The sequence below is a fragment of the Burkholderia seminalis genome, from assembly GCF_001718535.1.
Taxonomy (GTDB): Bacteria; Pseudomonadota; Gammaproteobacteria; order Burkholderiales; family Burkholderiaceae; genus Burkholderia; species Burkholderia seminalis.
This window is the reverse complement of record NZ_CP013398.1, coordinates 1,958,936-1,982,150: the sequence shown is the minus strand read 5'-3', so window position 1 is coordinate 1,982,150 and position 23,215 is coordinate 1,958,936. Positions and strand designations below refer to the sequence as shown.

The following is a 23,215-nucleotide window of genomic DNA, read 5'->3' as shown; positions in this document are numbered from 1 at the left end:
GCGGCGCGTCGCCGCGATTTTCGAGCGAATCTGAAGCAAGGAGCAACACAAGGTGGGTCGATATTCGGAATGGCAACGGGTGCTTGTCGTCGCAGGCGCGCTGGCCGCGGGCCTCGCGATGCCGCGCGTGGTCGCGGCGCAGGCCGTCGCGCCGGGCGTGCAGCAGGATGAACCGGCACCGGCGCGGCCGCTGAAGCCGAATCCCGAGTTTGCCCGCCTGCCGCGCTACGAAGGCACGCTCGGCGACCGGCCGATCGTCGTGCATCTCGGCCCGAAGACGGACGAGGAGGGCGTGCACGGCGAGTACCAGTTCGCCGATACCGGCGAGGTCGTGCTGCTGGCGGGCGATCGCGACGGCGACACACTCGAGATCGAGGAGTCGAACGACGGCACGAACATCACCGGCGTGTGGATCGGCCGCTTCGACGCGACGGGCGACCTGAAGGCCGACCGGATGAACTCGGACGAGTCGGACCCGCAGCCGGTCGTGCTGCATCTCGCACCGGGCAAGCGCGCGGCGCTGCAGGTGCGCGACGGCCGCGTGCGGGAAATCGAGACGGTGGGCGGCGTCGTGAACCTGCGCACCGACGACTGAGCGCGCGCTGGCTCGGCGGGCGCGGCGCGCATTGTACCGGGCCAAGCGCGCCGATTTTGGCTAATCTAGCGGCATATTCCGCAACCGAACGGCCTCGTGCCCGGCTTCCCGACATGACTGCATCCACCCCCAAGCGCGCGCTGCAAACCCGCATCGTTCAACCCGACGACGTCATTCCGGAAGGCTTCCGGTCGTTCGTGCCGCCGGTCGCGCGCGCGTCGACGGTCGTGTTCCCCGATCTCGCGACGATGCGCGCGCTCGTCTGGCACAACGACAACCAGTGGCGCTACGGGCTGCATGCCACGCCGACGTCGCTCGCGCTCGCGCAGCGGCTCGCCGAGATCGAGGGCGGCGCGCATGCGCTGCTGCAGCCGTCGGGGCTCGCGGCGATCATGAACGTCTACTTCGGGATCGTGAAAGCGGGCGACGACGTGCTGATTCCGCACAACGTATACGGCCCGAACGCCGATTTCGGCAACTGGCTCGCGAAGGATTTCGGCATCACCGCGCGCTTCTACGATCCGCTGATCGGCGCCGGCATCGCCGACCTGATCCAGCCGAACACGCGGCTGATCTGGATCGAGGCACCGGGCTCGGTAACGATGGAAGTGCCCGACGTGCAGGCGATCACCGCGGCCGCGAAGGCGCGCGGCATCGTCACCGCGATCGACAACACCTTCTCGGCCGGGCTCGCGTTCAAGCCGTTCGAGCACGGCGTCGACATTTCGGTGCAGGCGCTGACCAAGTACCAGTCGGGCGGCAGCGATGTGCTGATGGGCGCGACGATCACCGCGGACGCGGCGTTGCACGCGCAACTGAAGCTCGCGCGGATGCGCTGCGGGATCGGCGTGTCGGTCGACGATTGTTCGCTCGTGCTGCGCAGCCTGCCGAGCATGCAGGTGCGCTTCGATGCGCACAGCAAGAGCGCGCTCGCGCTCGCGCAATGGCTGAAGGCGCGGCCGGAGATCACGGCGGTGCTGCATCCGCAGATCGCCGACTGCCCGGGGCACGCGTCGTTCGTGCGCGATTTCACGGGCGCGGGCGGGCTGTTCTCGGTGGTGTTCGACGAACGCTATAGCGCGGAGCAGATCGATCGCTTCGTCGAGTCGCTCGACCTGTTCGCGATCGGCTGGAGCTGGGGCGGCGCATGCAGCCTCGCGATGCCTTACGACGTCGCGTCGATGCGCCCGGACTGGCCGCATCGCGGCACGCTGGTGCGTTTCTACGTCGGTCTGGAGGACGAAGCCGACTTGCGCGCGGACATCGAGCGCGCGCTGCAGGACGTACTCGGCTGATCGCCGGTCGCGACGACCCGCGGAAAAACGAAACGCCGGCGCGATGCACGATCGCGCCGGCGTTTTTCATGGGGGGTGCGGCGCGATCAGAACAGCCGCAGCAGCCCGTCGAGGCCGACATGGTCGAACGCGACCGTCGCCGCGTCGCGCACGACCGGCTTCGCGTGAAACGCGACCGAGAGCCCCGCTTCGGCCATCATCTTCAGGTCGTTCGACCCGTCGCCCATCGCGATCGCGCGGCTCGGCTCGAGGCCGAGCGACGCGCACGTGTCGCGCAGCAGGCGCGCCTTCACGTCGGCGTTGACGATCTCGCCGAGCACCTTGCCGGTCAGCTTGCCGTCGACGATCTCGAGCGTGTTCGCGTACGCGTAGTCGAGGCCGAGACGGGCCTTCAGCCGCTCGGTGAAGAACGTGAAGCCGCCCGACACGAGCAGCGTCTTCATGCCGGCGGCCTTCACGCCGGCCAGCATCGTCTCGGCGCCCGGCGACAGTTGCAGCCGTTCCTCGTACACGCGTTCGAGCGCCCGCGCGTCGAGCCCGGCCAGCAGCGCGACGCGGCGCGTGAGGCTTTCGTTGAAGTCGCGGATCTCGCCGCGCATCGACGCTTCGGTGATCTCGGCGACCTGCGTCTTCAGCCCGCAGAAATCGGCGATCTCGTCGATGCATTCGATCGTGATCAGCGTCGAGTCCATGTCCATCACGGCGAGCCCGAAGTCGCCGAGCGTGCGGCCGGCCTCGACGAACCCGAAATCGAGCGCGTGCGTGCCGCAATACGCGTCGATGTCGAGGCGCTGCGCCGGGTTCGCGTTTTCGATGCGCAGCGCGTGATCGTCGGTCTGCACGATGCGGGTGCCGCGCGACAGCGCGAGCAGCGGTTTGTGATGGGTGTCCGACAGCGGCGCAAGACTCTGGATGACGAGATTGTGGGTCATGACGAGTGGTTGGAAAGCAAATGAAATGCGTGTGCGGCCAACGGGCGGCCGCCTGCCGATGCGGGCCCCGTCCGGCGTCGGGCCCTTGCGTGGCGAACGCGCCATTGTAGCCGGTTGGCGGGGGCGGGGCGGACGCGGCCGTTTCGGTTCCGGGGGGCGGAATCGAAGCGGCAACGCCGCGGCACGCGCGCGGACATCGATGCCTATCGCCTGTCCGCTCGATCCCAGTACGGCGGATCGCCGAAATGCTCGGCGAGGAACGCGATGAACGCGAGCGTTTTCAACGGCACGTGCGCGCGGCTCGGATAGACGGCCCAGATCGCCACCTCGTCCGCGAACGGATAGTCGTCGAGCACCGTGACGAGCGTGCCGCTCGCGAGCAGCGGGCCGACGTCCCAGGTCGACTTGATCGCGATTCCGAAGCCGTCGACGAGCGCTTCGCGGATCGCCTCGCCGTTGCTCGCGACGAGCCGGCCGGCGACCCGCACGGTCAGCGGGCCTTGCGGCGTCGCGAACGACCAGTCGCGCTGGTCGCCGAGGATCACGCATTCGTGCTGCGTCAGGTCGGCCGGATGGCGCGGCGTGCCGCGCTCGGCGAGATACGCGGGCGAGCAGCACAGCACGCGGCGGTTGGTAGCGAGCTTGCGCGCGACGAGCGTCGAGTCCTTCAGCGCGCCGAGGCGGATCGCGACGTCGTAGCCGTCGTCGACGAGATCGACGATCTCGTCGGACAGCCGCAGGTCGAGCGATACCGACGGATAGCGGCGCAGGAACGCGGGAATCACCGGCGCGACGTGCTGGCGGCCGAACGACGACGACATCGACACCTTCAGCCGCCCGTACGGCTCGCTGCGGCCATGGCCGACCGAGGCGCGCGCGGCGTCGGCAGCCGACAGCAGCGCGTCGGCGCGCGCCATGAAGATTTCGCCGTCCTGCGTGAGGCTGATGCGGCGCGTGGTGCGGTGCAGCAACCGTGCGCCGAGCTGGCGTTCGAGCTGCGCGATGCGCGCGCTGGCAACGGCGGCCGACACGCCGAACTCGCGGCCGGCCGCCGTGACGTTCGCGAGCAGCGCCGCGCGCACGAACAGCGCGACGTCGAGCAGGTCGAGCGGCTTGTCGGGTGCCGGAATCGGATCGGACGCCATTATTCTGAAATTCCTGAAAATGTTTCAGGAAATATAGCGGTTTTCTCGAAGGATCGGGTTGCCTACGATGATGTTCATGGGGCCGCGCCGCGGCCCGCCCGAATTCCCTGAAAGGAGTATCGAGATGAAAGCCGTTGGACTGACCCGCTATCTGCCGATCGACGACCCGCAAGCCTTGCTTGACGTGGAACTGCCGCAGCCCGTGCCGGGCCCGCGCGACCTGCTCGTGAAGGTCGAGGCGATTTCCGTGAACCCGGTGGACACCAAGGTGCGCGCGCCGAAGCCGCAGGTCGAGGAGACGCCGCGCGTGCTCGGCTGGGATGCGGCCGGCACGGTCGTCGCGGTCGGCGCCGACGTCACGCTGTTTCGCCCCGGCGACGAGGTGTTCTACGCGGGCAGCATCACGCGGCCCGGCGCGAACAGCGAATTCCATACGGTCGACGAACGGATCGCCGCGCTGAAGCCGCGCACGCTCGACTTCGCCGCGTCGGCCGCGCTGCCGCTGACCGCGTTGACCGCGTGGGAAGCGCTGTTCGACCGGCTGCGCGTGTCGCCGCAGGGCGCGGACGCCGGCAAGTCGGTGCTGATCATCGGCGGCGCGGGCGGCGTGGGGTCGATCGCGATCCAGCTCGCGAAGACGCTCGGCAAGCTGCACGTGATCGCGACCGCGTCGCGGCCGGCGTCGGCCGACTGGGTGCGCGCGCTCGGCGCCGACGCGGTGGTCGACCATTTCGGCGACCTGCCGGCGCAGTTGCGCGAGGCCGGCCATCCGAACGTCGACTACGTGCTGATCTTCAACGACACGGATCGTCATTTCCCTGCCGCCGCGGAAGTCATCCGGCCGCAGGGCGGCATTTGCACGATCGTCGAGAACGACAAGCCGGTGCCGGTCGAACTGCTGAAGGCGAAGAGCGCCGCGTTTCACTGGGAGTTCATGTTCACGCGCGCGATGTTCGAGACGCCGGACATGATCGAGCAGCACCGGATCCTCGGCGAAGTCGCGCGGCTCGTCGACGGCGGCACGCTGCGCACGACGCTCGGCGAACAGCTCGGCACGATCAACGCGGCGAACGTGCGGCGCGCGCACCAGTTGCTCGAGGGCGGCCGCGCGATCGGCAAGCTCGTGCTGAGCGGTTTCTGATTCCGTCGCGCGCATAAGGTTGCGGCGCCGCGAACGCAAGCGGGGTAACACCCGATGCGTTTGCGGCGCATTGCATCGAGCTTGGCGGTAGACTGGCAGCGCATCATGCATCGAAAACCGCGCGGCACGCGCGTGCCGCCGCATTACAAGGAGGTCAGCATGAGCCAACGCAGCTTGTCAGTCGCCGCATCGTGGTCGGTCGTGTTCGCGGCGGCGTGCGTCAGCGCGAGCGTATTCGCGGCGCCGCCGGTCAAGGGTAGCCTGAAGGGCGGCGGTACCGGACAGCTCGAATACACCGTCAAGGTCGATTCGAAGACCTTCGGCAATACGCAGGAGACGCGCAAGATCCGCTCGGGCGAGACGGACGATTTCAACTGGAAGTCGGTGCCGCCGAGCGGCGCGGTCGCGATGCCGGACGGCTGCCCGAACGCCGACACCCTGCCGCGCGACGCGAACGGCGCGATGGTGCGCCAGACCCAGGTACGGCTCGCGCCGTCGGTCGACGCGAAGGGCGTCGCCAACGTGCAGCTGAGCTTCCAGGCGGCCGCGCCGAAGGGTACGCGCAGCGTGACGGCCGGCGGCAAGTCGCTGCAATGCCCGGACGTCGTGTCGGTCAGCCAGGTGAAGTGGGTGTCGATTCCGACCAACGGCGGGTCGAAATCCGTGACGATGAGCGACGGCACCAAGGTGACGGTGTCGATCAAGCGCTGAACGGCGCGCGCGGGCCGGCGTTTCGCCCGGTGCGCGCGCAACGGATTCGACGGGTGGCGTGGGCGGGGCGGCGCATGAGCGCTGCGTGCAGGCGTCGCGATGTTTTCCCGTCATCTTCTTCGTGGGACGGTGCCGCTGCCGTGCGGCGGCCGTGCGTGACGTCATGCAGCTGTCGCGTGACGTTCACCCGCTTCCTTTCCTCCCCGTAACGATTCCGATGAAACCTCGAATGCGCGTGCTGCTGTCTGCCATTGCGTTCGTCGCCGTGCATGCGCACGCGGCCGACGACTGCAGTTTCGTGAAGAAGGTCGGGCTGCCGTCGCGGCAGCAGGTAGCCGTCGTGTCGAGCGGCGCACTCGAACCGTGCTCGACCGGCAGCTACGCGGTACGCGTGTACTCGACCGCGCACGCCGCCCCGGGCTTCGATACCGACGATTACGTGACGGGCACGCTGCATGCGCGCGACGGTACGGTCACCGATGTGTTCACGGCCGACCTCGGCGCACGCGCACCGCAGGCGCTCGTCGTGACGACGCGTTCGGCCGGCAGCGGCGGTTATGTCGGCGCGCAGGCTTATGTGACGACGCCGCGCGCGGTGCGGCTCGTTGCGTCGGTCGACGGGCTCGCACCCGAGGCGGACGTCGCGGCCGCGTTGCGGCAGGCGATCGGCAAGCGCCGCGTCGCGCGCTGACCGTCCGGCGCGCGAACGCATCGCGCGGTACCCGGGCCGGTCAGGGCGCGCGCTCTTCGAGCCGCGACGCGAGAAAGCGGTGATCGGCCGAGAACAGCCGGCGATAGGTCATCAGTACCGCGCCGACGGTGCCGAGCGCGGACGCGGCGGCGATCAGGAACATGATCACGATCTGGTAGCGCACGGCCTGCAGCGGCGACTGGCCGGCCAGCACCTGGCCCGTCATCATCCCCGGCAGGCTGACGACGCCGACGACGGCCATCTGGTTCAGCGTCGGCAGCATGCCCGCGCGTACGGCCTGGCGCGCGGCATCCTGCGCGGCTTCCCAGCGCGTCGCGCCGAGCGCGAGTGCGGTCTCGACCCGATCGCGCCGCGCGGTGAGTTCTTCCATCATCCGCTCGACGCCGAGCGACACGCCCGTGAGCGTATTGCCGAGAATCATCCCCAGGATCGGAATCGCGTATTGCGGCGCATACCATGGATGAATGCGGATCACGACGAACAACCCGACCGCCGCGACGAACCAGCTGCTGAACCAGATCGACGCAATGCTGTCGATGCGCTGGCCGCGATATGTGCGCTTGCCGCGGCCGGCGCCGGCGAAACCGGCGATCAGCGTCATCAGCGCGGTGAGCGGCAGCACGACGTACCAGTGCGGATGGCCGAACACCCAGCCGAGCACGTAGCCGATCGCGAGCAGCTGCACGACGGTGCGCACCGCCGCGAGCGCGAGCTTGCGGCCGAGGCCGAGCGACAAGGCCGCCGAAATCGCGCCGTTGACGGCGACGAGCGCGGCGGCGATGCCGACGTCGACGAGGCTCAGGTCCTGCAGGGCCGGGCTCATTGCGCCGCCTCCGTCGGGTTCGCGACATGCATGACGCCTGCCTGCATCACGAGCCGCATCGTGCCGATCCGGGCGGCCTGGGCCGGATCGTGCGAGATCCACATGTAGGCGCGCGTGTCGGGTGCCGCGTCGAACCACGCGCCGACCAGCGCCTCGATCGCGCGCGCCGAGTCGGGATCGAGTGCGGACGTCGGCTCGTCGAGCAGCAGCACGTCGGGGTCGAGCTGCAGCACGCGCAGCAGCGCGGCGATCTGCGCTTCGCCGCCGGACAGGTCGCTCGCGCGCTTGTCGAGAAAGTCGGGGCCGCGGCCGGCCTGCGCGGCGAGCGCTTCGGCACGTGCGCGATCGAATGCGACGTCGCGATAGATCGCGAGCGAATACGGATAGCGCAATTGCGATTCGACGGTGCCGTCCATTTGCGCGGGGCGCTGGCGCACGTACGCGACGCTGCGCCGGTAGCGCGGAATCGCGCCGCGCCGGATCCGGCGGCCGCGCCACAGGATCTGCCCGCCGTCGAGCGGATCGAGCAGCGCGAGCGCGCGCAGCAGCACGCTCTTGCCGGAGCCGGACGGTCCCGTGATAGCAATTCGCGATCCCGCGGCGAGGCTGAAATCGGTCGGCGCCAGCAGCGTCTTGCCGCTGCTGGCGTCGCGCCGCGCGATGTGCCGCGCATCGATGAGACCGGTGGGGGCTGTCATGTCACAAATGAAAAAAAGCGTTAATGGCGCCGAAGAGGCGGTACCGCGTGCGTCATAATACCGATTGAAAAGCCGCGGGTGTCGTGCGCCGTTCGTTCACGCAAGCGGTCCGGCATGGCGCGGCAACACTTCAGAACAACAACGGAACCGCCATGACGCTAACCCGAGCCATCGGCAAATCGGCTGCATGGGTCGTCGGTATCGTCGCGGTGCTCATCGCGGCGGCCGGCGTCTTTCTCTTCACGTTCGACTGGAACCGCGCGAAACCGTGGGTCAACGAACAGGTGAGCGCCGCACTCGGCCGCCCGTTCGCGATCAACGGCGATCTCAAGGTCGGCTGGCGTCGCCCCGACGGCGAGACCGGCTGGCGCGCATGGGTGCCCTGGCCGAGCTTTTCGGCCACGCAGCTCGAGATCGGCAACCCCGACTGGGCGAAGTCGCCCAAGTTCGTCACGCTCGATGCCGCGCACTTCGATCTCGCGATCCTGCCGCTGCTCGCGCATGAAATCGTCATTCCGTCGATCGACGTCGTGAATCCGGCTGTCGACCTCGAGCGGCTTGCCGACGGCCGCAACACGTGGACCTTCCAGTTCAAGCAATCGTCGCAGCCGTCGCCGTGGAAGGTGCGGCTCGACAGCTTCGGCTTCGCGAAGGGCACCGTCACGTATCGCGATGCGATCACGAAGGCCGACCTGACCGTCGCGATCGATACGCTCGGCCAGCCGATCCCGCTCGGCGACGTGCTCAAGGAGCAGGAGCAGACGTCGCGCGCGGCGTCCGCGCAGCGTGTCGGCAAGCATGGCGCCGCGCAGTTGAGCGCGAAGGCCAATGCGGAAGCCGCATCGAGCGCTTCCGGCGCGCAGGCGGCGAGTGCGGCATCGGCGACGGGCGCGTCGGCTGCGGCTTCCGTCGCTTCGGCGGCGTCCGGTTCGTCCGCTTCTTCTGCTTCTTCCGCATCGACGGTTGCCGTGGCATCCGGCGCATCCGGCGCCGCGGCGCCCGCGAAGCCGTCCGGCCCGACCTATGCATTCGGGCTGAAGGTCGACGGCCGCTACAAGAACGTGCCGATCAACGGGACCGGCAAGCTCGGCGGCGTGCTCGCGATCCAGGACGCATCGCGGCCGTTCCCGCTGCAGGCCGACGTGAAGGCCGGCGATACGCGGCTCGCGATCGTCGGTACGCTGACCGATCCGATGCATCTCGCGGCGATCGACCTGCGGCTGTGGCTGCAGGGCACGTCGATGTCGCACCTTTACCCGCTCACCGGCATCACGCTGCCCGATACGCCGCCTTACGCGACCGAAGGGCGGTTGATCGGCAACTTCAAGCGGCACGCGAGCACGTTCCGCTACGAGAACTTCAACGGCCGCGTCGGCGGCAGCGATCTCGGCGGCACGCTCACGTATGCGCAGCGCGAGCCGCGACCGAAGCTGTCGGGCGAACTCGTGTCGAACCTGCTGCAGTTCTCCGATCTCGCGCCGGTGATCGGTGCCGATACGGCCGCGAGCAAGGCCAAGCGAGGCGACACGACGCATCAGCCGCCGGGCCGCGTGCTGCCGGTCGAGACGTTCCGGACCGACCGCTGGCGGGCGCTCGACGCGGACGTCAAGTTCACGGGCCGCAAGCTGGTCAAGAGTTCGAACCTGCCGATCACGAACCTGTATACGCACATCCTGATGCAGGACGGCGTGCTGTCGCTCGAGCCGCTGCAGTTCGGCGTCGCGGGCGGCACGCTCGCGACGACCGCGCATCTCGACGGCAGCGGCACGCCGCTGAAGGGCCGTTTCACGGTGGCCGCGCGGCACCTGAAGCTCAAGCAACTGTTCCCGACGCAGAAGGTCATGCAGTCGGCGCTCGGCGAAATCAACGGCGACGCGTCGCTGTCGGCGACCGGCAACTCGCCGGCGGCGCTCGCCGCGACGTCGAACGGCGAAGTGAAGGCGCTCGTGACGGACGGCCGCATCAGTCGCCTGCTGATGGAAGCGGCGGGGCTGAACGTGGCCAACGTCGTCTACGAGAAGCTGTTCGGCAACAACGACGTGAAGATCAACTGCGCGGCGATCGATTTCGTCGCGACCAACGGCATGCTCGACCCGAAAGTGTTCGCGCTCGATACCGACGATGCGCTGATCAACGTCGACGGCCCGATCAGCCTGCGCGACGAATCGCTCGACCTGAAGATCCACCCGCATACGAAGGGGTTCCGGATCTTCTCGCTGCGCTCGCCGCTGTATGCGAAGGGGACGTTCAAGGACCCGAAGGTCGGCGTCGATGCGACCGCGCTCGCGCTGCGCGCCGGCGCGATGGTCGGGCTCGGGCTGATCAACCCGTTCGCGGCGCTGATCCCGCTGATCGCGCCGAGCAACAACCGCGACGTGCCGTGCTCCGAGCTGTTCGGGCAGATGAAGGCGAAGGCCGCGCAGAAGGCGGCCGCGAAGGCCGGCAAGTGACGCGCGTCAACGGCCCGCGCGCACCCACAGCAGCACGGCGTCCACTTCGCGGCCGTCGATCCGCACCGGCGCGGCGGTGCCGAGCTGAAGGCGGTCGCCGTCGAGCATGACGGCGCGCTGCTGGACGTTGCCGAGCCAGTTCGGGAACAGGCTGACGTCCATTTCATGGGTCAGCGTGCCGTCGTCGGTCACTTGAAAGGGGCCGGAATAGGCGATGTAGCCGCGGGCGGCGGCCGCGTACTCGGCGTCGGTGCCGTGGTGCAGGTCGCCGTTCGCGTAGGGCGGCCGGCCGGTAGCCATCAGCTGGGCGGACATGTAGCCGTCCGGCGTATAGAGAATCCATCCGCGCGCGTCGCGGCCGAGCGGATAGGCGGTCGCGCTACCGTCGCGCGGGCGGACTTCGTAGGACACGAGGCGCCATGCGCCGACGAGTTGTTCGCGAAGCTGGCTGGCAAGCATGCTGGATTCCGGTCGGGCGGCGTTGGGGCGCGTGCCGCCGTGTTGGCGGGCCGCCGGGCGGAGGGCCAGATGGCCTCGAATACGCTGCCCGGGCAGTATGGTCGGCAGTTTCTCCGACTCCTGCTAAAATACACGGTTTTCCGTCGATTTCTCTCTTAACGGGACCTGCCGTGCTTTCTACTGCCAACATCACGATGCAATTCGGGCCAAAGCCCCTGTTCGAGAATATCTCGGTCAAATTCGGCGAGGGCAACCGCTATGGTCTGATCGGCGCGAACGGCTGTGGCAAGTCGACGTTCATGAAGATCCTCGGTGGCGACCTCGAGCCGAGCGCCGGCAACGTCGCGCTGGAGCCGAACGTCCGCCTGGGCAAGCTGCGCCAGGACCAGTTCGCGTACGAAGACGTGCGCGTGCTCGACGTCGTGATGATGGGCCACACCGAAATGTGGGCCGCCATGACCGAGCGTGACGCGATCTACGCGAACCCGGAAGCCACCGACGACGACTACATGCACGCGGCCGAACTCGAAGGCAAGTTCGCCGAATACGGCGGTTACGACGCCGAGGCGCGCGCGGGCGCGCTGCTGCTGGGCATCGGCATCGAGGAGAAATTCCACAACGGCACGATGGCCGACGTCGCGCCGGGCTGGAAGCTGCGCGTGCTGCTCGCGCAGGCGCTGTTCTCGAAGCCGGACGTGCTGCTGCTCGACGAACCGACCAACAACCTCGACATCAACTCGATCCGTTGGCTCGAGCACACGCTCAACGAGTACAACTCGACGATGATCATCATCTCGCACGATCGTCACTTCCTGAACTCGGTGTGCACGCACATGGCCGACATGGACTTCGGCACGCTGAAGGTTTGGCCGGGCAACTACGACGACTACATGCTCGCATCGGCACAGGCGCGCGAGCGCCAGGCCGCGGCGAACGCACGTGCGAAGGAGCGCGTGGCCGAACTGCAGGACTTCGTGCGCCGCTTCTCGGCGAACAAGTCGAAGGCCCGCCAGGCAACGAGCCGTGCGAAGCAGATCGACAAGATCAAGATCGAGGAATTCAAGCCGTCGTCGCGCCAGAACCCGTTCATCCGCTTCGAGTTCGAGAAGAAGCTGCATAACGTCGCGGTGGTCGCGGAAGACATCACGAAGAAGTACGAGCGCACGATCTTCCAGAACTTCAACCTGTCGGTGCAGCCGGGCGAACGCATCGCGATCATCGGCGAGAACGGCGCGGGCAAGACGACGCTGCTGCGCTCGCTGCTCGGCGCGCTCGAACTCGATCACGGCACGGTGAAGTGGTCCGAGAACGCGAATGTCGGCTACATGCCGCAGGACACGTACGAGGAATTCCCGAACGACATCACGCTGATGGACTGGATCGACCAGTACCGCAAGGACGGCGACGACGAAACGATGGTGCGCGGCACGCTGGGCCGCCTGCTGTTCTCGTCGGACGACATCAAGAAGTCGGTGAAGGTGCTGTCGGGCGGCGAGAAGGGCCGCATGATCTGGGGCAAGCTGATGCTCGGCCGCCACAACGTGCTGCTGATGGACGAGCCGACCAACCACATGGACATGGAGTCGATCGAGTCGCTGCAGATCGCGCTCGAGCAGTTCGAAGGCACGCTGATCTTCGTGTCGCACGACCGCGAGTTCGTGAGCGGGCTGGCGAACCGGATCATCGAAGTGCGTACGGACGGCACGCTGTTCGACTTCGGCGGGAATTATGAGGAATTCCTGACGAGTCAGGGGCAGGAGTAATTCTGCCGGGTTGTCCCAAGACCACCTTTCATGCGTCTCGGCTTGTCCCGCGGAATTGTCCCGTTGGGACGGCCGGCTTCCTGGTGCCCCTTCTTGGCGAGCGAACGCTAAAGCATCTCAGGGAAGTCTTGTAAAGCCTGAAGCCCGTACTGGCGGCATGCCTGTATGGGCTTTTCCATTTTGGGCGAGGCACTCGCCGTTGTTGCGGTATGTAGAAGCGGACCTTGTTGTACTCAACCCACCAATCAGCTTGGGATATTCATGATTCGAATCGTGATGGGTGTGACGAGGGTAGGAGAGCGATGCCTTCGCTCGAAATTGACAGTGCTGGCATCGCGCTTTAGTTGCCGCTGCAAAAATGAGGAAAAAGAGGATGGGCGCCATCGACGTCAGGAAAAGGGCGCCGGCACAGCGTTTAAAACAACATCTCGCCTATCCCAATAAAGTCGGATCTTGCCTCGAATTGATAATTTGAAAGAATTATTAAAAATATTAAATCGAGCGTGTTTTTACAGAATACCCAAGTTTTAGAGCGGATGTAATCGATGCCACGTGCATCGCATTAATCATTCCTGACATTCAGCGGTGGTTACTTCTGCTAGGATCGCTCAGTGGATAAGAGGGGACCAATTGCGAGCGCTGGCTCGCAATCGTGACAGCATGAGAGACGTTGTTGCGCTGACTATCCGTTGCAAGCGCGTTCAAGACTAGACGACGAATTGCGTTTGGTCCTATCGGCGCTGAATTCAAACAAGATCGCAAGCAGGGGCGCAGTTTGCGTCAACGAAGAATGAACAAGAAACGCTATCGGGTTGTGTTCAATCGCGCACGGGGCGCGATGATGGTCGTTCAGGAAAATGGCAGTTCGTCGCGCGCAGTAGGGAATTCACAAGGAGCGCGCGCACCATCGGGCTTGCCGGGGTTGCGAATCGTATGGCAGCCGATTGCGATGGCGGCCGCATTGTTGTTCGGTGTGCCGTTATTCAGCTTCGCGCAAATCGCGCCGACTCCTGGCACGAGCACACACGTGATCCAGACGCAGAACGGCATTCCGCAAGTGAATATCGCCGCGCCGTCTGGCGCAGGCGTCTCGGTGAACACGTACAACCAGTTCGATGTTCAAAAACCAGGCGCGATACTGAACAACTCGCCGACGATCGCGAACACGCAGCAGGCGGGGATGATCAATGGCAACCCGAATTTCGGTGTCGGCCAGTCCGCGCGGATCATCGTCAACCAGGTCAACAGCAATGCGCCTTCGCAACTCAGAGGTTACGTTGAGGTGGCGGGCAACCGTGCCGAAGTGATCTTGTCGAACAGTGCGGGTATTCAGGTCGACGGTGGCGGGTTTATCAATACGTCGCGAGCCGTCCTCACCACCGGTACGCCTTACTACGGCACGGACGGATCACTCGGTGGATTCAACGTATCGCGCGGCCTGATTTCCGTGAGCGGTGCTGGCCTGAACGCATCGAACGTCGATCAGGTTGACTTGATTTCGCGCGCGGTGCAGGCCAACGCAGCGATTTACGCCAAGAATCTGAACGTCGTCGCAGGTTCGAACCAAGTCAACCACGACACGCTCGCGGCGACACCGATCGCTGGCGATGGTGCGGCACCGGCGATCGCAATCGACGTGAGCCAACTCGGCGGCATGTACGCGAACAGGGTCTTTCTCGTATCGAACGAGTTTGGTGTCGGTGTCGCGAACGCCGGGACGATCGCGGCACAAGCAGGCGACCTGACGCTGCAATCCAACGGCCAGCTTGTACTAACGGGCAAGACGACTGCAAGCGGTAATCTTTCCGCAACGGCGAGCAGTATTCAAAACACCGGAACGACGTATGCGCAACAGAGCGCAAACGTTTCAGCAGCCGGTGTGTTGTCGAACAGCGGGACGCTCGCTGCGCAGCAAAATACGACGGTCGACGCAGGTAGCATCAACTCGACCGGAACGCTCGGTGCGGGCGTAAATAACGATGGCTCAGTCGGAAAAGGCGGCGACCTGAATCTGTCGAGCACGGGACAACTGACGGCGACCGGGCAGAACGTCGCGGGCGGGAGCGCGTCGATTTCCGGCAGCGGCGTCAATCTCGCAGGCAGCCAGACGGCCGCGAACGGCAATGTGTCGCTGAACGCGAACGCGGGCGACCTGAACCTTGCGAACGCGACGACGAGTGCGCAGGGGGCACTCAATGCGAAGGCAGCGGGTGCGTTGATCAACGATCAAGGCGCGCTGTCGAGCCAAGGCAACGCAACGTTGACCGCGGACAGCATTTCAAATCAAAGCGGCAAGATATCGGCGCAAGGTTCGTTGAACGTGCAATCGAACGGTGCGATCGCGAATCAGGGCGGTACGCTGGTTTCGGAAAATTCGGTACAGGTGCGCGGCGGTGCGATCGCAAACAACCAAGGTACGATCCAGAGCGCGGCCGGAATGAACATTTCGGGAAGCTCGTTGGACAACAGTGCGGGTCGCGTTACGTCGCTGAATTCGGATGGTTTGTCCATTACGACGACGGGGCAACTGACGAATGACGCCGGTACGACCGCACTTGGCGCACAAGGCGGTGTGATTGGCGGTAACGGCAGTGTGGCGATTCAATCGGGCAGCGTCGTGAACCACGGCACGGTCAGTGCACAAACGAATTTGAACGTCGGCACGCAATCACTCGACAATGGCAGCGGTGCGTTGTCAGCTGCGCAAAACGCGGTGATCGATGCAGGTGCGCGGTTGACGAATGGTTCGGGCAGTATCACCGCCGGACAATCCGCGACAGTGGATGCCGCGTCGCTGAATAATGATGCGGGTTCGGTACAGGCGGCACAGTTGTCGCTCGTGGCGACGAATTTGTCGAACCATGGCGGCACGATTACACAAACCGGGACGGGCACAATGAATGTTGCCGTCTCGAACATGCTCGATAACTCAAGCAACGGAGTGATTCAGACCAACAGCACGGACCTGAACCTCACGCCCGCGACACTGATCAACGATCACGGAAAAATTGCTCATGCCGGGAGCGGTGCGCTGTCGATTTTCACCGGTGCATTGTCGAATCAAGGCGGCACGATCGCGACCAACGGGGCATTGAGCCTGAAAGCCTCAGCCGTATCGAATAGCGCAGGTACGCTGGCCGCGCAGCGTCACGCGGCGCTTGACGTGCAGTCGTTCGATAACCGTGCGGGCGGCTATGTCGGTGCGGACAGCATGACGCTGAAAGCTCAAGGCGGTGTCGATAACCGTACTGGCACGCTCGAAGCTAACAACGGCGTTTCAGTGACGGCCGACAGTCTCGCGAATGATGGAGGCTCACTTAAAAACGTGGGTGCAGACGCGCTGTCAGTCACGACAGTAAACGCGCTGACGAATACGGCGGGCGGCACCATCGGCGGCAACGGAGACGTTTCGGTATCAGCGGGCAGCATCGATAATTCCAGCGGCTCGCTGCTCGCGGGACAGGCGCTTTCAGTACAGTCGAACAGCACGATCACGAATGCTGCCGGTCTTGTCCAGGCGAATGGGAATCTGTCGCTGCGAGCACAAGGCGCGATCAACAACAGCGCAGGGCAAATCGAAGCGAACGGTACGAATGCGGCGCTCGCGCTGTCGGGGAGCAGTGTCGACAACAGCGACGGGCGCATCGTCAATATCGGTAGCGGAGCGACAACGATCGATGGCGGTACGTCGATCACAAACACGAACGCCTCCGGAAAAGCGGGGGCAGGCACGATTGGCGGAAACGGCGATGTTACGCTGACCGCGCAGACGCTCACGAATGCACAAGGTGGTCAGACGCTGTCCGGGCGAGATTTGACGCTGAATATTGCAAACGACGTAAGGAATGCGAGTGGCGTGCTGTCAGCCGCGAACAACCTCAAGTTGAGCGCGGTAAAGGCAGCACTGTCGAATCAGGCTGGATCGATTCGTGCAAATGGCGCGCTGTCGCTCAACACTGCGTCTATCGACAACGCGTTCGGCAAAATCGGCAACGACACTGGCACCGGCGGCAGTGTCTTAATTCAGACCGGCACGCTTACCAACCAGAATGGCGTGCTCGGCAGCGATCAGGATCTGACGCTAACCGCGAGCACGTTGAGCGGTGATGGTTCGATTGTGGCGGGCCGAAACGGTGCGGTGGCACTCGGTAGCGATTACACGCAGACCACGGCGAACAAGTTGCACGCAAATGGGGACCTCACGTTTTCCACGTCGGGAAAACTGACGAACCAAGGCGTGCTGGATGCCAACGGCGCGCTGACCGTGAACGCTGCGAACGTGGAGAACCAAGCAGGCGCCGATCTGAATTCCAGTAAGACGACGGTCAACGCGAACGGCGGCGCGATCGATAACGCAGGTCGCATCGAAGGCGATACGGTTGCGACCAACAGCGCGACGCTGAACAACACCGCGACGATCATCGGCCGCGAAGTCAGCACCACTGCGAACACGATCAACAATACCGGTGCGGCAGCCGTGATTGCGGCAGCCGAACGGGTGAATTTGTTCGCGTCCAACCAGTTGTCGAACACGGGCGGCGCGAATATCTTCAGCGCGGGCGATATCAATATCGCCGCGAACGGTCAGCGCGACGCGAACGGGTTTCTCGCGAACCGTACGCAAAATGTCTTGAACGATCAGTCCACGATCGAAGCGCAAGGCAGCGTCGAACTCGCGGCTGGTACGTTCACGAACACACGTCCGGCTCCCGTAGTGACTACTGAAACCACGAGCACGACGAGCAAGCACGAAACCAAACGTCAGAAGTACATCGTGTGCGCGACGATGAACGCAGACCCGAACGGCGGGTGTTCGCAGGCGATGTGGGTCAACGGTTACAAGACGCCGCTCACTTCAACCTATAGTCCTTCGCAGGTTGTATCGGAAACGTCCGGACCAAACGCGACTGACAAGGTATTGGTCGTGAACGTGAACGGCAAGCAGCAAACGATTTATTACAACACGCTGACGACCAACGCGGACGGTACGGTTACGGTCAACTATTGGGATGCATACGATCCGCACGTCAACTACGTTCCGGATACGGAATACACGACGCGCAGCGATGGCCACAACGGCTATCAGCGTGTCGAAATCTGGCGCGACACGACAACCACGGTCCAGCAGGACAAGGTAACGAGCCAGGCGCAACAGGCGCAACTCGTGGCTGGCAACAACATCGTGATGAAGAACGTCGGGACGATCAACAACGAATACAGCTCAATTGCGGCGGGCGGGTCGATCAAAATAGGCGACTCGGATGTGTCCGGCAGTGCAGGTTCAGGCAGCTACGGTGGCACGGTCGTGAACAACGTCGGGCGGACGCTGTATCAGTATCAGACCGACAGTATCGTATCGATGTACGCGTGGAACGAGGATACGACGCGGGATCGCGGAACGATCGTTCAGCCTTCGAAGGTCTATACACCCGTTGCCATCGGCGGCACGGGGGGCACGATTGTCGCCAACCAGTCGGTGATCATCGACGCGAAGGATGTCAACAACCAGAATGTCGCGGCTCAGAATTCTTCGACGGGCGCAACTGGCGGCACGCTTGGAAATAATTCGGCCAATGAGGGCGTGTCCGGTGGAAAGTTGACGCCGGTCGGTGCCGCAGGCGGGGCATCGACGCCTGTTGGTGCGCAGCAATCGGTGGCGAATGCGTCCGGCGCATTGCCGATCACGTTACCGACGAGCGGTCTATATTCGATTCACGACGCGCCTGGCCAGCCGTATCTGATCGTCACCGATCCGCGGTTGACGAGCTATACGAATTTCATTTCGAGCGACTACATGCTCGGCCAGTTGAACCTGAACCCGGCGAGCATCGAAAAGCGCTTGGGCGACGGGATGTATGAGCAGCAGATGGTGCGCAATCAGATTACGCAACTGACGGGGCGCACTTTCTTGCCGGGTTACGCGAGCGCCGAAGATGAGTATCGTGCGCTGATGACGAACGGTGCGAACTACGCGAAGTCATTCGGTTTGGTGCCTGGTATGGCACTGACGGCCGCGCAAATGGACGCGCTGACGAGCGATATCGTTTGGCTCGTTGATCAGACCGTGACGCTGCCCGACGGCAGCACGACGCACGTGTTGGCTCCGGTCGTCTACATGGCGCAAACGCATGCGAACGATCTGCAACCGACCGGTGCCCTGATTGCGGCGGACGACGTTGAGATTCACACGACGGGCAGCACGACCAACACGGGCGTCATCAAGGGCGGCACGAAGACGGTTCTCACCGCGACCGATATCCTGAATCGCGGCGGCACGATTTCGAGCAGCAGCGCGAATGGCACGACGGTCGTATCGGCCAGCAACGACGTGGTGAACTCGTCGGGGATGATCACTGGCAACCGGGTTGCAGTCAGCGCTGGCCGGGATATCGTCAACACGACGCTGGTTGATGCCGTGGGCGCGACCGGTACATCGGGCGCAAGCAGGGCCAATACAAGCTTGATCGGCCAGCAAGGCACGATCGCGGCAACGGGCGACCTTTCCGTGCAGGCTGGTCGCGACCTGACGCTTCACGGTGCAAATCTGTCGGCCGGCGGCGATGCGCTGGTCACGGCGGGCCGCGATATCAACGTCGATACGGTTCAGTCCACGACGAACCAATCGATGTATCTGAATGATCAGCATCATTGGGAAGAATCCACGACGAAGAACGTGACGAGCGGCATCACCGCAGGCGGCAGCGTGGGGATGCAAAGCGGCAACGATACGACGCTCAAAGGCGTGACGGTAACCGCCGGTAAGGATTTGTCGGTGCTTGCGGGCGGCAACCTGACGGCGACGACGGTCACGGATACCGCGAAGCTCGATAACGTTGCGGCGGACAGCAAGACGCGTAAAGAAGTCGATCACAACTACGACGAACACGCCGTCGGCACGCAGTTCACGGCAGGCGGCAATGCGTCGCTCGGGGCGGCGAGCACCGACGCGTCGAAAGGCAACGTGACGCTCACGGGTTCGTCCCTCACCGCTGGCATGACGAACGGCGTTGAGAATGCCACCGGTTCGGCGAACATCGTTGCAACGGGCAACATCACGGTGAACGAAGCCCGTGAGGAACACGACAAGTACCAATCGGTGCAGGTTCAACGCGGCAGCTTCGTCAGCAGCACCAAGACCGATGGCATGACGGACACGCATGCGAACGTCGGTGTCGGCAGTACGGTCTCGGGCAATACCGTCAACATTCAATCGGGCCACGACCTGACTGTCCAAGGCAGTACCGTCGTTGGTACGAACGATGTGAGTCTTGCGGCAACGAACAACGTCAATATCACGACCTCCAAGGATACGGTCACGCAGGACAGCTACTATCGCGAAACGCATTCGGGCATCGGTACAAGCGGCCTGAGCGTGAGTATCGGCACGCAGAAGAAGGCGGATACGGATCATGCTTCATCCGTCACGAACAACGCGAGCACGGTTGGTTCGATTAATGGCAACCTGACTGTCAAGGCCGGCGACACCCTGCACGTGACGGGTAGCGACCTGATTGCCGGAAAGAACCTGACGGGCAGCGCTGCGAACGTCGTGATCGATTCCGCAACGGATACGAGCAACAAGACCCATAGCGAGACGACCAGCAGCAGCGGGGTCACGCTCGGTCTGTCGGGCAGCATCGGCGACGCGATCAACGGTGCGTATCAACAGGCGCAGGCAGCAAAGAGCGGTGCCGGCGACAGCCGTGCAACGGCGCTGCACGCAATTGCTGCGGCCGGTAATGCCGCGATGGGCGTAGCGGGCTTGAGCGGCGGCGCGCTGGCTGGCGGCGGTACGCCGAGCATCGGCGTTCAAGTCAGCGTGGGATCGAGCCATAGCAGACTCGACACGTCGGAAAACCAGACGACACAGCGTGGATCGAGCCTGTCGGCCGGCGGCACCACGTCGCTGATTGCGACCGGCAACGACACGCCGGGCAGCGGTAATATCACCGTGGCGGGTTCTAACGTGTCGGGCAACGATGTGTTGCTGGCCGCGAAGAATCAGATCGACCTGCAGAACACGACGAACACTGATTCGACGCGCAGCTCGAATTCGTCGTCAAGCGCAAGCGTCGGCGTGTCGATCGGCACGAATGGCATCGGGGTGTCGGCCGCCATGTCGCGTGCGCATGGCGACGGCAACAGCGATGCCGTGATGCAGAACAATACGCACGTGACCGGGGCGAACAGCGTCACCATGATCAGCGGCGGCGATACGAACATCGTCGGTTCGGATGTGTCGGGTCGCGCCGTGACGGCCGACGTAGGCGGCAACCTGAACATTCGAAGCGTGCAGGATACGACCGTCAGCAGCGCAAATCAAAGCAGCGCAGGCGGCGGCGTCAGTGTCAGTACGATGGGCGGCAGCGCCAGTTTCAGTTCGTCGCACGGCAGTGCGAACGGCAATTATGCCGGTGTCGCTGAACAGGCCGGAATTCAAGCCGGCGACGGCGGGTTCAATGTGAACGTCAAGGGCAATACCGACCTGACGGGTGCGGCGATCGCCAGCACGGCCGATCCGTCGAAGAACACATTGACGACGGGCACGCTGACTTTCCACGACATCCAAAACCATGCGACCTACAACGCCGACAGCAGCGGTTTCAGCGCAGGTGCAGGCGTCGGCGTCACTGGTAAAGCGATCGGTCCGGGAGCGGTTAGCGGTTCGGGCGGCGTGACGCCGATGATTTCACAATCGGATAGTGGTAGCGAGAACGCGACCACCCGTAGCGGTGTCAGCGCAGGGACGATCAACATCACGAACCCGGCAGGACAGACGCAGGAACTGGCTAACCTGAATCGCGATACGTCGAATCTGAACGGAACGGTGTCGAAGACACCGGACGTGCAAAACTTGCTCGATAAGCAAGCGGACCTGATGAATGCGGGACAGGCCGCCGGCCAAGTCGTCGCGCAAGGCATTGGTGCTTACGCGGATTTGAAGCATACCGAAGCGCAACACGCGGCCGATGCGGCCAAGCTTGCGGGTGACACAACAGCGCAGGCCGCTTATCAGGCCGAAGCCGATTCGTGGGCAGAAGGCGGTTCCAATCGCGTGCTGTTGCACACGGCGGCCGGCGCAGCGCTGGCGGGATTGGGTGGTGGGAATGCGTTCGCGGGAGCTGCCGGCGCTGCCCTGTCGTCAACGGTGGCAGGCAAGTTGAATAGCCTTGCCGATGCGGTCGGCAACAGCACGGGTTCGCTGCTGGCCGGTAATGTTCTGTCGAACGTGCTGGCCGGCGCTGGTGGTGCTCTGATTGGCGGTACGTCGGGTGCATTCACGGCATCGAATGCCGATCTGTATAACCGTAGCCAATGCAACGTCAACGGCACTTGCAGCACGGGAAGCGAACTTCTTGACACGATCAATCGAGCCAAGGATAGCTTCGTCAATTGGGCTAAAGAGACGTACGGACACCCAGTCGACGATATGACTCGCTGGGGCGGACAGCTCGTTGGGATGGCGCAAAACGACGCGAATACCAAAATTCACGAGAGACCTACCGACTTGATTGCTCAGGGCGTAGCAACTGGAGCGGGTGCGGTCGTCGGCACGGGCGGCGGTAAGCCGCCGACTAGTTCGGGAGCGGTCTTGGTAAATTCGACCACGGGGCAAGCTGGCGGTATTGCACAGACTGTGTCGGGAAGTACATCTCCTAATGCCACCATATCGAGCGGAAGCAGTGGAGATGATTCGTCTCAGCAATCGCTGAGCGGGACTGCCGAAAAGAGTGATAGCTCTTCGTCGGCCGGATCGCTGTCGGGAAAAGCAACACAAATTCCACCGTTTTCTGACGACGCTACAGCTCGCTCTTTGGTACGCGAAAATCAGAGTGCCACAACACTGGCTAATAATGGATATGATGTTGTTCAGAATCCGGATGTGCCTGGCCCAAAAAATCCCGACTATTTAGTTAATGGTCAGGTTTTTGATAATTACGCGCCATCCACAGGAAATGTGCGAAATGTTGCAACAACAATTTCCAATAAAGTGAGCTCCGGGCAGGCAAGCAATATTGTTGTGAACTTGGCCGACAGCTCTTTGACGCCTGCTGCACTGGAGGCGCAACTCAATAGCTATCCGATTCCGGGTCTTAAGCAGGTGATTGTGATTGACAAATCTGGTAAGGTTGTTCCTTTGACAATCAAGGGGCATTAAATGGCAATTGATCTATTTTGCTACTTCTCCGTCGATAGAGAAATCGTTGATGTTGGGCGTGATGAGCTTGTTAGGGATTGCGGTAGATTATTCAGTAGTGTTTTTGTTATTTCACCAGCAAAGGATGTGGATTCAATGCTTGCCGAGGTGGCAGATGAATTTGGATTTTCGGCGAAATCGTTTTGCATGGTTTCATTGAATATTAAGGAGTCCGCCAATCTCATTGGATTTGCATCAAAATCTCTTAAGGATAAATTTGGCGAGAACATTCTTATCTTGCAGGAAAATGAGCATAAGTTATAGATTGATGAGGGTGAAAACTCGCCGTTTCA

14 protein-coding genes are annotated in these 23,215 nt (G+C 63.5%); 9 read left to right on the top strand and 5 right to left on the bottom strand.

Annotation, left to right across the window (positions count from 1 at the left end):
- The first annotated feature begins 52 nt into the window (after positions 1-52).
- Both WJ12_RS08940 and WJ12_RS08935 read left to right on the top strand, forming a co-directional pair.
- Positions 53-595 carry a hypothetical protein gene (locus WJ12_RS08940; RefSeq protein WP_034186783.1) on the top strand — a complete coding sequence of 181 codons (543 nt, stop codon included), beginning with the start codon at positions 53-55 and terminating at the stop codon, positions 593-595.
- A 113-nt stretch (positions 596-708) separates the two neighbouring features.
- A complete protein-coding gene (locus WJ12_RS08935) occupies positions 709-1,890 on the top strand; it encodes a cystathionine beta-lyase (RefSeq protein ID WP_059557614.1) in 1,182 nt (393 codons plus the stop codon).
- Positions 1,891-1,976: 86 nt separating this feature from the next.
- On the opposite strand, the gene serB is transcribed toward WJ12_RS08935, so the two are convergent.
- Together serB and WJ12_RS08925 are read right to left on the bottom strand one after the other, a co-directional pair.
- Positions 1,977-2,822, bottom strand: coding sequence for a phosphoserine phosphatase SerB (serB, locus tag WJ12_RS08930; protein ID WP_034186785.1), 846 nt, complete (start codon positions 2,820-2,822; stop codon positions 1,977-1,979).
- Between the two features lie 203 nt (positions 2,823-3,025).
- Entirely contained in the window at positions 3,026-3,967 is a 942-nt protein-coding gene (locus WJ12_RS08925; protein ID WP_069245634.1) for a LysR family transcriptional regulator, read from the bottom strand.
- Positions 3,968-4,091: 124 nt separating this feature from the next.
- On the opposite strand from WJ12_RS08925, the gene WJ12_RS08920 reads away from it, so the two are divergent.
- The 3 genes from WJ12_RS08920 to WJ12_RS08910 all read left to right on the top strand — a co-directional run bounded on the left by WJ12_RS08920 (position 4,092) and on the right by WJ12_RS08910 (position 6,510).
- Entirely contained in the window at positions 4,092-5,108 is a 1,017-nt protein-coding gene (locus WJ12_RS08920) for a zinc-binding alcohol dehydrogenase family protein (protein WP_034186787.1), read from the top strand.
- Between the two features lie 159 nt (positions 5,109-5,267).
- Complete coding sequence (locus tag WJ12_RS08915; RefSeq protein ID WP_034187004.1) at positions 5,268-5,819, top strand: DUF6013 family protein; 552 nt, start codon at positions 5,268-5,270, stop codon at positions 5,817-5,819.
- 217 nt (positions 5,820-6,036) lie between these two features.
- Positions 6,037-6,510 carry a PliI family lysozyme inhibitor of I-type lysozyme gene (locus WJ12_RS08910; protein WP_059557615.1) on the top strand — a complete coding sequence of 158 codons (474 nt, stop codon included), beginning with the start codon at positions 6,037-6,039 and terminating at the stop codon, positions 6,508-6,510.
- 40 nt (positions 6,511-6,550) lie between these two features.
- Here WJ12_RS08910 and WJ12_RS08905 read toward each other — a convergent pair whose 3' ends face one another.
- Together WJ12_RS08905 and WJ12_RS08900 are read right to left on the bottom strand one after the other, a co-directional pair.
- Complete coding sequence (locus WJ12_RS08905) at positions 6,551-7,354, bottom strand: ABC transporter permease (RefSeq protein ID WP_034186789.1); 804 nt, start codon at positions 7,352-7,354, stop codon at positions 6,551-6,553.
- Positions 7,351-8,052, bottom strand: a complete 702-nt coding sequence (locus WJ12_RS08900; protein ID WP_059557616.1) for an ABC transporter ATP-binding protein — start codon at positions 8,050-8,052, stop codon at positions 7,351-7,353. The genes WJ12_RS08905 and WJ12_RS08900 overlap by 4 nt, the downstream gene beginning before the upstream one ends.
- A 152-nt stretch (positions 8,053-8,204) precedes the next feature.
- Between WJ12_RS08900 and WJ12_RS08895 the strand changes: the two genes are divergently transcribed.
- On the top strand, positions 8,205-10,502 hold the full coding sequence (locus tag WJ12_RS08895) for an AsmA family protein (protein WP_059557617.1): 2,298 nt from the start codon (positions 8,205-8,207) through the stop codon (positions 10,500-10,502).
- Positions 10,503-10,508: 6 nt separating this feature from the next.
- On the opposite strand, the gene WJ12_RS08890 is transcribed toward WJ12_RS08895, so the two are convergent.
- Positions 10,509-10,961 (bottom strand): lipocalin-like domain-containing protein, encoded by a 453-nt coding sequence (locus WJ12_RS08890; RefSeq protein WP_034186792.1) that lies wholly within the window; start codon positions 10,959-10,961, stop codon positions 10,509-10,511.
- A gap of 170 nt (positions 10,962-11,131) precedes the next feature.
- On the opposite strand from WJ12_RS08890, the gene WJ12_RS08885 reads away from it, so the two are divergent.
- From WJ12_RS08885 to WJ12_RS35855, 3 genes are all read left to right on the top strand, one after another.
- Positions 11,132-12,724 (top strand): ABC-F family ATPase, encoded by a 1,593-nt coding sequence (locus WJ12_RS08885; protein WP_034186793.1) that lies wholly within the window; start codon positions 11,132-11,134, stop codon positions 12,722-12,724.
- A 790-nt stretch (positions 12,725-13,514) separates the two neighbouring features.
- Entirely contained in the window at positions 13,515-22,883 is a 9,369-nt protein-coding gene (locus WJ12_RS08880) for a two-partner secretion domain-containing protein (RefSeq protein WP_167361870.1), read from the top strand.
- Positions 22,884-23,186: a hypothetical protein gene (locus WJ12_RS35855; RefSeq protein WP_156444768.1), complete on the top strand. Its 303-nt coding sequence runs from the start codon at positions 22,884-22,886 to the stop codon at positions 23,184-23,186.
- Positions 23,187-23,215: the final 29 nt, after the last annotated feature.

Bases quoted from the DNA above. Each gene is read 5' to 3' on its own strand.
- WJ12_RS08935 (WP_059557614.1), top strand. From the start codon at position 709: ATGACTGCATCCACCCCCAAGCGCGCGCTGCAAACCCGCATCGTTCAA.
- serB (WP_034186785.1), bottom strand. From the start codon at position 2,822: ATGACCCACAATCTCGTCATCCAGAGTCTTGCGCCGCTGTCGGACACC.
- WJ12_RS08925 (WP_069245634.1), bottom strand. From the start codon at position 3,967: ATGGCGTCCGATCCGATTCCGGCACCCGACAAGCCGCTCGACCTGCTC.
- WJ12_RS08920 (WP_034186787.1), top strand. From the start codon at position 4,092: ATGAAAGCCGTTGGACTGACCCGCTATCTGCCGATCGACGACCCGCAA.
- WJ12_RS08915 (WP_034187004.1), top strand. From the start codon at position 5,268: ATGAGCCAACGCAGCTTGTCAGTCGCCGCATCGTGGTCGGTCGTGTTC.
- WJ12_RS08910 (WP_059557615.1), top strand. From the start codon at position 6,037: ATGAAACCTCGAATGCGCGTGCTGCTGTCTGCCATTGCGTTCGTCGCC.
- WJ12_RS08905 (WP_034186789.1), bottom strand. From the start codon at position 7,354: ATGAGCCCGGCCCTGCAGGACCTGAGCCTCGTCGACGTCGGCATCGCC.
- WJ12_RS08900 (WP_059557616.1), bottom strand. From the start codon at position 8,052: ATGACAGCCCCCACCGGTCTCATCGATGCGCGGCACATCGCGCGGCGC.
- WJ12_RS08895 (WP_059557617.1), top strand. From the start codon at position 8,205: ATGACGCTAACCCGAGCCATCGGCAAATCGGCTGCATGGGTCGTCGGT.
- WJ12_RS08890 (WP_034186792.1), bottom strand. From the start codon at position 10,961: ATGCTTGCCAGCCAGCTTCGCGAACAACTCGTCGGCGCATGGCGCCTC.
- WJ12_RS08880 (WP_167361870.1), top strand. From the start codon at position 13,515: ATGAACAAGAAACGCTATCGGGTTGTGTTCAATCGCGCACGGGGCGCG.
- WJ12_RS35855 (WP_156444768.1), top strand. From the start codon at position 22,884: ATGGCAATTGATCTATTTTGCTACTTCTCCGTCGATAGAGAAATCGTT.